2 protein-coding genes (1 of these 2 running past the window's edge) are annotated in these 14,120 nt (G+C 68.5%); one reads left to right on the top strand and one right to left on the bottom strand.

Features of this window, described 5'->3' with window-relative positions; translation table 11 throughout:
• A protein-coding gene (locus tag CPH63_RS17920; RefSeq protein ID WP_157749634.1) for an immunoglobulin domain-containing protein crosses the window boundary here: on the top strand, positions 1 to 12,731 show its end. It extends 22,819 nt beyond the left edge of the window; 12,731 of the gene's 35,550 nt are visible here — the last part of the coding sequence; its start codon lies off the left edge, out of view; it ends in the stop codon at positions 12,729 to 12,731.
• On the opposite strand, the gene CPH63_RS17915 is transcribed toward CPH63_RS17920, so the two are convergent.
• On the bottom strand, positions 12,690 to 14,120 hold the full coding sequence (locus CPH63_RS17915; RefSeq protein WP_096304157.1) for a flotillin family protein: 1,431 nt from the start codon (positions 14,118 to 14,120) through the stop codon (positions 12,690 to 12,692). The genes CPH63_RS17920 and CPH63_RS17915 overlap by 42 nt on opposite strands.

The raw sequence follows: 14,120 nt of genomic DNA, 5'->3' as shown, positions 1-14,120 counted from the left end.
GGCTCTCCTCCAATGGCGATCCGCAGGGCGAGGCCGACACCCAGGCCACCGGCTCGGGCGGATTCCAGGGCATCCTCAGCGGGACCTCGGGCAGCTCGACCAGTCGCAGCAACACGCTGATCAAGAACCACACCGCTGACGCCACCAGTTCAATCCAGAGCAACGCGCCCACCGCCGGCCAGATCAGCGGCGGCGTCACCAATCCCGGCCTCCCCGAAGGCACAGTGGCGGCCATCAGCCAAGGCGTGACGATCGTCGCCGGCGGCAGCGTCGCCGTCGCCGCATTGGAGAACTTCGGCTTCGCCGGCCTAGCCGGCAGCGCCGCGGGCGGCTTCGTCGGCATCGGCCTCTCGCTGGTGATCGCCAACGTCGACAGTCACGCCGACGCCTCGATCGGCTCGAACGCGAGCATCTCGGCCGGCGGTGACGTCGCCGTCATCGCCTCGACCAACGAGACCTCCTCCGGACTCGCCTTCGGCGGCCAGGCCGGTGCGGTGGCGGTCGGCGGCCAGATCGCGGTGATCAACGACCACAGCGATCAGAACGCCCACATCGACGACAACGCGACGATCCCGCAGGCTGGCGGAAGCGTCACCGTCGCCGCGATCGGCAACCGGAGCGTCACCCCGAGCGCGATCGGTGGCCAGATCGGAGCGATCGCCGTCGGGGCGGCCGTCGCCGTGGCCAGCATCGATGGCAATACCACCGCCACCATCGGCAACGTCTCGATCGGCTCGGCCTCGCCGGTCGGCGCGGTGAATGTCTCGGCCAACTCGACGATCAGCGCCCCGGCCATCGCCTACTCGATCGGCGTCGGTGCGGTGGGGGTCGGGGCCGGCGTGGCGATAACCACCATCGAGGGAACCACGGCCGCCTCCTTCGGCGGCCACGGCCCGGTCGCCGGCAGCGTCTCGGTTACCGCGGGTGGGACGAATACCGTCAGCGCGTTCGTCCTGAACGTGAAGGCCGGTGGGTTTGCCGCCGGGCTCACCATCGCAACCGCGACCGAGAACCGCACCACCGCCGCCAGCTTCACCACCTTCGCGAACATCGCCGCCGGCGGCGCGGTCACCGTCGGGGCCACCTCGCAGAACCACGCCACCGCGACCACCCCGGGTGGGACGGCCGGCGGCATCACGATCGGCGCGCTACTGCCGACCGCCACTGTCAACGGTTCGACGACCGCGACCGTCGACGGGCAGATCACCGCGTCCGGTTCGATCACCGTCAGCGCCGCCGGGCAGAACCAGGCCGACGCCGAGGCAACCATCATCAGCATCTCCGTCGGCGGCCTCAGCGGCGTCGACGCCGACGCCGAGGTGACCTCACAGGCCGCGATCCGGGCCACCGTGAACAAGTCCAGCACCATCGCCTCGACCGGTCTGGTCAGCGTCAACGCCGCCTCCACGCCGGACGCCGCCGGCAACGCCGACTACGCCCGCACTCGCATCTTCTCCGGCGCCGGCGGCGGCATCTCGATCGGTGTCTTCATCGCCCAGGCCATCGTCGCGGCGGCCGTCACCGCGCAACTGAACGGCAACGTCAGTAACTCGGGCAGCGTGAAGGTCTCGGCCGGCGGCGGCAACCGGGCCGACGGCCAGACCAAGAGTTTCGCGCTCGGCGCCTTCGGGGTCTCGGTCTCCGGCATCCAGGCGCTCATCGCCGGTAGCGCGGTCACCGATGCCACCATCCTCGGCGGGACGGTGACCTCGTCCGGCGCGGTCGCCGTCTCCGCCACCTCGCACAACACCGCCACCGCCGACACCGACACCGCCGGCGTCGGGATCATCAGCGCCGGTGGCACCATCCCGATCGCCACGATCGCCGGACGCACCCACGCCGAGTTCGGTGATGTGCTCAAGAGCCAGGGTCTGAGCGTCGCCGCCACCGCCACCAACAACGCGACGGCCACGTCGGAGATCATCGAGGTCGGCTTCATCGTCGGCGGCTACGCCGGATCCGACGCCGAGATCACCAGTGCCGCCGCCGTCGACGCCCTCGTCGATGACAGCTCCACCACGGTGAACGCCGGTGCCGGCACGGTCTCCGTCACGGCGACCTCCACCAACCGCGCCACCGCCACCCCGTCGCAGGTCGCGGTGGGCGGCTACACCCTCTCGGCGCTGACCCCGACGGCCAAGGTCGGTGCGCACACCAACGCCGCCTTCAACGGTGGCGTCACCACCTCCGGCGCCTTCCTGGTCGGGGCGAACGGGCAGAACGTCGCCATCGCCACCGCCAAGGTGGCAAGCTTCCACCTCGCCGGTGGCTCCGGCGTGATCGTGGACGCCGAGATCCTGGCCCGGGCGGATGTGACCGCCTCAGTCGCGAGTAGTGCCACCATCACCGCCGCCGGTGCAGTCACCGTCCAGGCCGTTCTGACCGCCGACGGCAGCGGCCACCAGAACTTCGCCTCGGCCAGCGCGGAGAGCGCCAGCGGCGGCCTCATCGACGCCGGGGTCTACATCGGCACGGCAACCGTCGCCGGCGCCGTCACCGCCACGCTCAACGGCGCCGTGACCGCCTCGACCGGCATCACCGTCAAGGCGGCCGGTGCCAACGACGCCGAGGCGAGCACCAAGTCGGTCGGTATCGGGCTCTTCACCATCTCGGTCGCCGGGGTGGCGGCGAGCGTCACCGCGGACGCGGCGGTCAGCGCCCAGATCGGCTCCCGCAGCATCAGCTCCAGCGGGGCGATCGGCGTCTTCGCGAACTCCGGCAACACCGCCAACGCCAGTACCGACGCCGCGAACATCGGCCTCATCTCCGGCAGCGTCAGCATCCCGACCGCAACCGTCGCCGCCGCCACCCTGGCCAGCAGCGGCGCCCCGATCGGCAGCGCCGGCTCCTTCACGGTCAGTGCCGGCGGGAACAACAGCGCCTCCGCCACCTCGGCGATCGTCGCCATCGGCCTCATCACCGGCGGCGGTGCCGGTGCCGACGCGGAGGTCCTATCCTCGGCCTCGGTCACCGCTGCGGTCACCGCGACCGCGACCACGGTGCACGTCAGCGGCGCCATCTCGGTGACCGCCACCTCGACCGATCACGCCACCGCCACCCCGTCCCAACTGGCGGCCGGCGCGATCAACCTGGTCGCGCTGCTGCCGACGGCCAAGGTCGCCGCGCCGACCAGTGCCTCCTACTCCGGCGGCACGACCAGTTCGGGTGACTTCACCGTGTCAGCCAGCGGGCAGAACACCGCCGTCGCCACGGTCGACGTGAAGAACTTCGGCATCGTCGGCATCACCGGCGTCTCGGTGGACGCGGAGGTGCTGGCCTCAGCTGGGGTGAGCGCCACCGTCGCCGCGAGCACCGCGCTCACCTCGACCGGAACGGTCCTCGTGTCGGCCACGCTCACCCCGGACGGCGCGGGCCACCAGAACTACGCCGCGGCCAAGGTCTCCAGCACCAGCGGTGGCCTGATCACCGGTGGCATCTTCTTCGCCAAGGCGCAGGTCGGCGCTGCGGTCGCGGCTCAGCTCAACGGGGCGGTGCTCGCCTCCCACCAGGCCACCGTGAAGGCGGCCGGAGCCAACACCGTGGAGGGGACCACACTCTCGATCGGCATCGGCCTCGGCTCGATCAGCGGCTCGGCGGTGGACGCCGAAGTGCTCAACGGGGCCAACGTCTCGGCCACCACTGGTGGTGGCGCGCTGGCCTCCAGCGGCCTGGTCAACGTGCTGGCCAACGGCACCAACACCGCCACCGCCCTGAGCGACTCGGTGAACGGCGGCTTCATCGCCGGCAGCGCGAGCATCCCGATCGGCCGCACGGCCGGCGCCTTCACGGCCGAGTTCGACGGACGGCTGAGCGGGGCGACCGGGCTGATCGTGAAGGCCGTCGGCGCCAGCACCGCGTCGGCCACCTCGGGGGCGCAGGGCGGAGGCTTCATCTCCGCCCACGACTCCTCACCGACGGCGACCGTCGACGCAGCCAGCGTGACCTCGGCCGTCATCGGCGCCGGCGCCCTGCTGAACGCGCCCAGCGCCGCGATCTCCGTGATCGCCAACGCCACCAACAGCGCCACCGCCTCCGGCGGTTCGGTCAACGGCGGCCTGGCCACCGTCGATGTGAGCAACCCGGCGGCCAACGACTTCGGCATCACCCGGGCCAAGATGCTCGGCAGTGCCCACGGCGCGACCAACGCCGCCCCCGGTGCCGGCTCCATCTCGGTGCAGGCGTCCGGCAGCGACGCCAGCACCGCCCTCATCAGCGACACCAGCGTCGCCGGCGTCGGGGTCAGCAATGCCGGGGCCACCGCAACCACCACGACCACCGTCGAGGCGGATCTGGCCAGCAGCGGTTCGGTGATCACCACCGTCGGCGACATCAGCCTTGGGGCGGCCTCCTCGCCGGTGGCCACGTCGGCTTCGCGCAGCACGTCGGCCGGGATCCTGCTGAACATCGTCGGGAACAACTCGACGATCAACAACACGCCGACGGTGAACGTCAACATCGCACCGAACGCGCAGATCTACTCTGGCGGCAGCATCACCGTCACCGCCCAGCAGAACACCACCGCCCCGCCGCCGAGCGGCAACACCGGCTTCTTCGACGCCAGCACCGGGGTGAACACCGGCACGAACACGATCACCTTCACCGCGCCGCACGGCCTGCTCACCGGCAACACCGTCACCTACACCAACGCCGGGAACCCGAACGTCGGCGGACTCACCAACAACGCGCAGTACAACGTCTTCGTGGTCAACGCCAACAGCGTGCGGCTGGGCAGCACGTTCGGGGGCGCGAACATCGATCCGGCCACCAGCACGATCTCCTTCGGGCGCATGGTCGGACCGACCTTCGTCCCCCTCAACCACAACCTGCATGAGGGAGACCTGGTCATCTACGAAGTCCCCTCCGGTGGCAGCGCGATCCCCGGCCTGACCCCGGGTGGGCTATACCGGGTGCACGTGGTCGACGACTCGCACATCCAGCTCTTCGACCCCAACTCCTCAACCGCCGTGATCAACCTGACCGGGGCGAATGTCTCGGGAAACACGATCAATGCCACCAACCCGTTCGGCAACGGAACCCCGGTGACCTACACCGCGCCCACCCCGATCGCCGTCTTCAGCAGCGCGCTGGTCAGCATCAACGTCGATGGCAGTAACAACCCGATCTACCCGGTGCAGAACAACAGTGACAACCGCATCCTGATTCACAACCACGGGCTGGCCACCGGCACCGCAGTCGTCTACGACGGTGGTACCGGGCCGATCGGTGGTCTGACCAACGGCGTCACCTACTACGTCATCAACATCAACGCCAACCAGATCCAGCTCGCCGACTCCCTCTGCCACGCGACCGGAACCTGCGTGGACGGTGACAACAACCCCATCCCGCAGCAGGCGCTGCCGCTGACGCCGGACAAGTCGGCCGCCGGCGCGGCGATCAAGCAGGGTCTCTACGCGCCGGGTCAGCAGCCGATCGGCGGCCTGGCCGACGGCGGCCGGTACTACGTGGTCAACGCCACGGGCACGTCCTTCCAGCTGGCCTCGACCCCGAATGGGTCACCGCTCACCCTCGACGGCACCGGACGAGTCGGCGCCAGCACCATCAAGCTCGCCCCGGTCGCCATCGGCGTCGGAACCGGCGATCAGAACCTCATCGTCGACCTGACCGCGACCAGCAGCGGCACCCAGCAGCTGGCGCCGGTCGGCATCACCGGCCCGGCCGCCGGTGGCGGTGTCCTCTCGACCGCCACGGTGACCGGCAGCGGGGGTGGCTTCATCAACTCCACGCACGCCAACACCAACGCCACCGAGACGGTGAACGTGAACGTCGAGGTCGGCGCCAACACCTCGCTCACCACCGTCGGTTCCATCACCATCACCACAAACTCCTCGACCGGCGTCAGCGCGAACTCCTCCAACGGCGGTGGCGGCCTCATCTCGGTCGGCAGCGCGCAGGCCAAGGCGACCGCCACCGGGAACACCACCGTCAAGCTCGACTCCGGCACCAACCTCACCGCCGGTGACAGCGTGAAGATCGCGCCGCTCAACTTCGTGCAGGCCATCTCGTCGGCCAACGCCAGCGGCGGCGGCCTCGGGGCCGGGGTCAGCGCCTACTCGAAGTCGACCGACAACTACACGACCCTCACCGACATCGCCGGAAGTATCACCGCCGGCAACAACATCAATATCGAGGCCCACAGCGCGGTGAACGGCAACATCTCGACCAGCGCCGAAGGGGGTGGCCTCGGGGTCGACGCCCACGCCGGTGACGACGGCGACGCAACCAACAACCTGGACGTCACCGGAACCACCACCGTCCACCTCGAGTCCGGCACCCACCTCACCGCCGACAACGTGCAACTGACCGCCCAGACCGACAGCATCACCGCCCACAACAACGGCCACACCCACGCGTCAGCCCTCGGCGCGGCGTCCGACGCCGAGGCCACCATCACCGCGAACACCGGCCAGCAGGTGCAGATCGACGGCGCCACCAAGATCGTCGGGTATGAGACGGTGGGCATCGCGGCCAACGCACTCAACCTCAGCTTCGCGGCCAACACCGACGCCCACTGCAGCTGCTTCGGCGGTGACACCAACACCACCGAGAACATCACCTACAACAGCGACTCCGACGTCACGGCCAACGCCACCGCGATCATCCGCACCGGCCACCTCGACGTCGAGGTCGTGCAGAACGTCACCAACTGGAACACCGATCACGACAACGACGGAGCCGTCTTCGACGGCGGCGGCAACCACGGCAGCAGCCACAACAACGCCCAGCGCACCATCCACTGGAACGCCGACGTCTACCTGCACACACCCGATCCGCAACTGATCGTCGACTCGAGCGGCAAGATCGTGAAGCTCTACGGCATCACGGTGAAGGACGACCTCGGCAACAGTTACGACCTGGGTGACACCATTCCGTCCGGGCGCATCATCGAGGTTCAGGACATCGTCAACAACGGCGGCGCGACGGCGCTCTTCAACGCCAGCGTCTCCCAGACCGAAGGCGGATCGACCGCACCGGCCAGCCTCATCGACGGCAGCCAGGGGAAGTTCGTCCAGCAGAACACCTTCGACTTCGTCAAGATCTACAACTACTCCAGCCGGGCGCTGACCACCCACATCATCAATGTCGTCAACCTGAACAACCCGGGCGCGACGGTCACCGTCCAGCTCAACCAGATCCCGTTCACCTTCCACGTCGGGCCGCCGATCTTCACACCCACCGCGGTCGACATCGAGAACTTCGCCGGGAGTGTGGCCGACTCCGACGTCACCATCGACGGGCTGATCTACAACCCGATCGGCAGCACCGTGGTCAACAACGGGCGCGGAAACATCTTCGCCGGACCGGACAGCCCGCTCATCGAGACGAACACACTGGTGCTCGAGGCTCCGGCCGGATCGATCGGAATCCTCTTCAACCTCTTCGGGATCAGCATCCGTATTCCGATTCCGGTGCTGCTGGTGCAGAGCGACTACATCGTCGACAACGTCGACCCGACCCGCTTCATCTCCCTGGTCGCCGAGGCGCTGGGCAACGTCGTCCTGGACATCACCTCGATCCTGCGGGCCAACCAGACGCCGTTCGCGCCGACCCTCGGACCTATCCACGCCGGCGGCAACATCGACATCGTCGTGAACGACAGCGCGTGGGGCAACGACGCGCCGCAATGGCCGTCGGAGGCGATCCAGGTCAACCTGCACAACCCGCCGGACCTGGTCACCAACCTCCCCGGCACCGGTCTCTACCGGGTGTTCTTCCGGCCGGATCAGCCCTTCGTCGACAACGACCCGGTGCTGATGGTCTTCGGCAACGTGCTGACGCCGATCGACAGCACCTACAACTTCACCGATCTCAGCGCCGGCAACAACATCAACGTCCGGCACGTCGCGACCGGCACCCAGGTGACGTTCGTGGCCCACACCAACGTCGACGCCACGCTCTTCGCGTTGGGTAACCCGGCGCTGCAGTTGTCGCAGAGCGACCAGGTCGGCGAGATCGATCTCTTCACCAACGGGCGAATCACCGACACCGAGACGGTGAGCGACCTGCGGGTCGGCACCATCACCTCGACCAACAACGACGTCGTACTCATCGCCGCCGACGACCCGGCCTCGATCTTCGACGTCGCCGCGACCGACGACGGCGTGGCGCGGGTGACCGGCAACAACATCACCCTGCTGGCCCTGCACGGTGGCATCGGCTTCGTCACCCCGACGGTCAACTACCTAGAGATCCACTCCTCGAACGCCGCCGTCGGCGCGCTACTGGCCCTGGCCAACTCCGGCATCTTCATCGAGCAGACCCAGGGCAACCTGAATGTGGCGCTGGCTGATTCGCTCACCTCCGACATCGCGCTGGTCACCGACGCCGGCTCGATCCTGGACAACCACAGCGCGTCCGGGGCGAGCATCGTGGCCCGCAGTATCGATCTGATCGCCCACGGCGGCTCGATCGGCACCTACACCTCCGATGCCTCCGGCGATGTCCGGATCAACTCCAGCAGTTCGGCCACCGGTCGCCTCTACGCCTACGCCGACGGATTCGGCGGCGACGTGATCGGGGCGGTGGCACTGCCCGGTGGTGGCATCTACCTCACCGAGACCGACGGCGCGCTGAATGTCTTGCGCGCCCAGTCGGTGCACGGCGACGTGCGGCTGCGGGTGCCGTTCGCCACTGGCCGCACCGACGCCGACCTGACCCTGCTCGGCAGCGGTAGCACCCTGGACGGCAGCGTCGTGCTGGCTCTGGGGCTGATCGCGGCGGCCAGCGGTGAGGTGCGGCTGCTGGTCGGCAACGACGTGGAGACCGCGGTCAGCAGCCTCATCTTCGCCGCGACCGTCTGGATCTACGGTGAGTACCTGGAGCCGGTCACCGGCCCCGCAGTCGGATCGACCATGCATTTCCGGGGCATCGTGGTGGGTCACCCGACGAACATCTTCGGTGGTCGCGGCGATGACAACTTCTACTTCGACCAGACGCTGCTCGGCGGCCAGACCAACGTCTACGGTGCAACGCCGAACACCGGCAACTGCCCGCCGACGAACGTCAGCACCAACTGCGGGTTGAGCCCCGACGGCAACGACTTCTTCCAGGTCGACCGGCTGCAGACGATGACCGGCAAGCACGTCGACACCTCCGGCGACCAGTACAGCGGCCAACTAGTCCGCGACAGCCTGATGCTCAACGGTGAACTGGGTGACAACACCTACGTCGTCAACACCTGGGGCAGCGACGCGGCGGCCACCCACGATTACCGCATCGACGTTCTCAACACCGGGCCGCTGGGTGGTCGGAACACGCTCACCGTCAATGGGGCCGACGGACCTGATGTCTTCCTGATGCGCGGCTCCTCCTTCATCCCCGACCAGCCGCAGGCCCAGTCGCCGGCCTTCGTGGCGCTGCTGCACGGCACCTACACCGACGTGCTCGGGCGCAAGCGTCAGGACGTGGAGCGGATCAACTACGACGAGCACATCAACAGCCGGCTCACCGTCAACGGCCTCGGCGGCGACGACTTCTTCGCCATGGACGACAACAGCGCGATCACCACCATCAACGGCGGTGACGGTAACGACACCTTCGACGTCGGACAGCTTTACTACCTGCCGCGGGTCGCGCCGTACGTGCTCCCCGAGGACCAGTTCGCGACCACCCAGACCAACATCGGTTTCCTGAGCCGCGGCAACAGGTTCCCGACCACCATCTACGGCGGCGCCGGGAACGACACGTTCCTGGTCTACTCGAACAAGGCCGAACTGAGGCTTGAGGCCGGCACCGGCAACGACCTCTTCACCTTCATCACCTCCGCCCTCATCGATCCCACCACCGGGCGCCCGATGGTGGACACCTTCGCCACCAACCTGCTGCCCCTGCCGGTCCGGATCGCGGTGCCGGTGTACAACATCGACGCCCCGGTCTCGGTCGACGGCGGGACCGGAGCCAGCCAGCTCTACGTGCTGGCGGTGGGTGACGCCCACGACATCCTCACCACGCCCACCGGTGTCTTCGGGCAGGGACTGAACATCAGCTACCAGAACCTGCATCAGCCCGGCGGTGGCCCGTTCGTCATTGCCGCCTCGACCCTCCTCACCGGTCTGTCGAGCCTGCTCACCCCGATCATCAGCGGAGTCCTGGCGACCGGCGGATCCACCGGTCAGATCACGATCGGCACCGTGGCTGAGGCGAACACCCCGACGGTCGTACCGGTGACGGTGATCGACCAGGGGAGTGGGTCCATCATCATCACCGAGACCGGCGGCTCGACCGCGGTAACGACGAACGGTGCGACTGACAGCTACACCGTCCGCCTGGCCACGCCGCCCAAGGCGACCGTGTACGTGAACATCTCGGCCGCCTTCGCAACCGGCACGCCGTTCGCCCAGGTCTCGATCGACGGGGGCCTGACGTGGTCGGACAACGTGGTTCTCGTCTTCGCCGCGGGCGAGACCGGGCCCAAGACGGTGCTCGTCCGAGCGATCACCGGCGCGGTCACCGCGCCCGGCGCGACCGTCGAGACGATCAGCCACAGCAGCCAGAGCGGCGACGATCGGTACAACCATGTGTCGATCCGCAACGTGTACGTGAACCTGCTCGGCGCATCGCAGCCCGGTGTGATCATCACCCAACCCGACGGCGGAGTCAGCGTGCTGGCCGGTACCCCGCCCCAGGGGATCACCGGTAGCTACACGGTGGTGCTGGCCGCCGCCCCGGCCGCCGGCACGACGGTCACCATCGCCCTCGGCTTCGACCCGACGACGCTCACCGTGACGAGCGCGGACGCCCGCTTCGACGCCGCCACCCAGAGCATCACCTTCGACTCCACGAACTGGTTCCTGCCGGTGACGATCACCGTCGCCGCCACGCTTGCCCCGCCCCCGCCAACCCAGCCGACTGGCGGTACAGCGAATCCGGCGCTGGTGCTTGACCCGAATGGCAAGAATGTCATCACACACACCGTCACCAGCACCGATCCGGCGTACCAGGCGTACGCGAAGGCGCTCAAGACCCCGCTGCGGGTCGTGGTCAATCTGCTTACCGTCAAGAGCGGTCTCATCGTCTCGCCGCCGGCCCTTGTGGTCACCGCCGGAGATCAGGTCGGTTCGCAGCTGACGCTGCGGCTCAGCGCCGCCCCGACCGGCCCAGTGACGTACCGGATCAACACCGGTGGCCGCTTCGTGATCTACGACCCGTGCAGCTGCGACGGTCGCTTCGTCGCCGCCGGCGGCGACAACCTGGCCGCCGTCACCTTCGATGCGACCAACTGGTTCACCCCGGTCGTGTTGAACGTGGTGGCACTGGCCCCGGCGAGTTCGACGGCCGACCCGTTCCAGCCGATCGCCACCATCGCACCGAGTTCGGCCAACCGCTACGGCCCGATTCTGAACCCGGCCGACAACGCCGCCGTCGACGCCCTCTTCTGCGTCAACGTCCGCACCGGCCGGGCCGCGTTGAACGTCGCATCGGCCCCCGGGGTCGCCTGTGGTCTCACCCCGGCCCGGGTGCCAGTGGTACTGCCCAACGAACTCGGTGGCGGTGCCCCGGCACATATCACCGCTCAAGCCGGCACACCGCAGTCGACGCTGGTTGGAACCGCCTTCGGTGCACCGATTACCGCCCTGGTCACCGACAGCTACGGAAACCCGGAGCCCGGTGTCACGGTCGTCTTCACCGCACCGGTGGGGCCACGTGGCCTCACCGTCCCCACGGCCACCTTCGGCAATGCGACGGCGGTTGAGACCGAGGTGACCGGCCTCGACGGCCTGGCGACCTCGTCGATCCTGACCGCCAGCACCAAGTCCGGCACGTACAGCGTCGTCGGTGTCATCTCCGGCGCCGGTGCGGTCTCCCCGACCGTCTCTTCGGCCGTCTTCGCCCTCACCAACCTGGCCGGCGCCGCGGTCACCGTGGTGGCCACCACGGGCACCTTCCAGATCGCTCTCGTGGGACGTCCGTTCCGACTGCCGCTCACCGCGACGGCGCTCGATCAGTACGGCAATCCGGTACCCGGTGCGCAGGTGCTCTTCACCGCACCCGCGACCGCGCCCAGCGGTACCTTCCCGGGCGGCGCGATCACACTGCTCGTGGTCACCGACGCCAGCGGGAACGCGGTGGCGAGCGGGTTCATCGCCGGCCTCAGCACCGGCAGCTACTACGTGATCGCGACGCTCGTACCGCCGGTCGTGCTGGTTGCGCCGACTCCGCCGGTGGTCGGCGGCGGCGTGCTCACGCCTCCGGTCGACTCCACCGGCTCGTCGTCGTTCCTGCTGGTCAATGCATCGCTTCCCAAGATCCTGCTTCAGCCCAAGGCGGTGAGCGTCCGGGCCGGACAGGTGGTCACCTTCCGGGCCACCGCCGGCGGCTTCCCCGGGCCGACCTACGTCTGGCAGAAGTCGAAGGACGGCGGCCGGACCTGGATCAGCGGCGCCGACCCGTCCGGGGACGCGCTCCTGACCTTCGTCGCGACCAAGGGCGAGAATGGGTATCTCTATCGGGTCGTCTTCACCAACGGCGCCGGTTCGGTCTTCTCGCTGCCGGTGAAGCTGACCGTTATCTCGCCGACCACCCACTTCGCGGTGGAGGCGCTGACCATCACGCCGCCCAAGGCTCGGCCGAGCGCCAAGACGGAGAACACCGGGGCGTTGGCCGCCACCGGTGTCTCCGCCCGGCAGAGCACGGGCCTTGCCCTGCTGCTGCTGGTGCTGGGCGCGGGCCTGCTAGTTGCGAGTCGCCGCCAGCGTCGGGGCCGCCTCGATTGAGGCCGGTCCGGCGGTGACCGCCGGACCGGACTCGCTGCGTTGAACGGCTGTCTCGGCGTGGTCGGTCGCCTTCTTGAGGGTGTCGAAGATGGCCAGGCCCTGACCCACCAAGCCGGTGACGATCTGTCCCAGTCCCTCCGCGCCGTTGAGCACTGTGAGGTTGCTCCCGGCCAGCCCCTTGGCGGCCGCCTCGACCATCATCGGAAGTACTTCGATCAGATGATTGGCCGCAATTAGTTGCTGATTGCCGTCTCTCAAGGACGCGGCCCGTACCGAGTTGGCCTCGGCGTCGGCGTCGGCTTCGAGTTGCACCGCCTTGGCCCGTGCCTCGGCGATCGCAGTGGTCCGGTACGCCTCGGCGTTTGCCTCGGCCTGGGCCTCGACCGAGATTGCCGCGGCGCTCGCGTCGGCCTTGGCGGTGCGGCGATAGGCATCGGCATCCGCTTCGGCCCGTGCCTTGACCGAGACGGCGCGGGCGTTGGCGTCGGCCAGCGTCGTGGCGTGGAAGGCCTCGGCCTCAGCCTCGAACTTCGCCTGGTCCCGCCGCGCCTCGGCCATCGTGCGCTGCTTGTACGCCTCGGCGTCGGCCGGTCGCCGGACGTCAGCCTCAAGCTGCTGGGCGGCCAGTTCGGCCTGGCGTCGTGCCAGCGCGGTCTGCTGCTCGATCACCTCCTGGGTTGCCTGGGCCTGAGCCAGCGGGCCCGACTGCGCCGCCTTGGCCCGGGCATTCTCGGTCTCAGCGGCGTAGCTGGCCATCTTGATCGAGGCGTCGCGCTCGTAGAGTGCCTTCAGTGCGCCCGCCTCCTGCTCTCGCTCGAAGGCCTCCTGATCGGACTTGGCGGCCGCGATTCGGGCCGCGCTGGCGACGGCCGCCACGTGAGGTGCGGCCAGGTTGGTGATGTACCCGCTCTTGTCGATGATCTCCTGAATCTGCAGGGCATCCACCACGATTCCCAGCTTCTCCATCTCGCTGTGGCTGCCGTCTTTCACCTCCTGTGCCACCCGCTCGCGTTCCCGGATCAACTCCTCCACGGTGAGTGCGCCGACGATGGAGCGTAGGTGCCCGGCGAAGATCCGTCCGACCAGTTCCTCCAGGCGCTCCTGCTCGGTGAGGAATCGCCGGGCGGCGTTGGCGATGGACTGATGGTCGTCGCCGACCTTGAATGCGGCCACCGCCTGAATGGTCAGGCGCACCCCTTGGCGGGTAACGCAATCCTCGATGATCTGGGACTCGCGCAGGGCCAGCGACAGCAGTCGCGCCTTCTGCATTACCGGCGGGACGAACGTGCCGTGACCGGTGACGATACGGAACTGCAACTCCGCCGAACCGCGCTTGGAGCCTGAGATGAGCAGTGCTTCGTTCGGGGCTGGTACATGCCAGAAAAGCAT

The organism is Jatrophihabitans sp. GAS493 (assembly GCF_900230215.1).
GTDB lineage: Bacteria > Actinomycetota > Actinomycetes > Mycobacteriales > Jatrophihabitantaceae > MT45.
This window is presented reverse-complemented; position numbering and strand designations above follow the sequence as displayed.

What these genes read in the sequence shown, in the direction of transcription:
- CPH63_RS17915 (WP_096304157.1), bottom strand. Translation starts at nt 14,120, where the DNA reads ATGCTTTTCTGGCATGTACCAGCCCCGAACGAAGCACTGCTCATCTCA.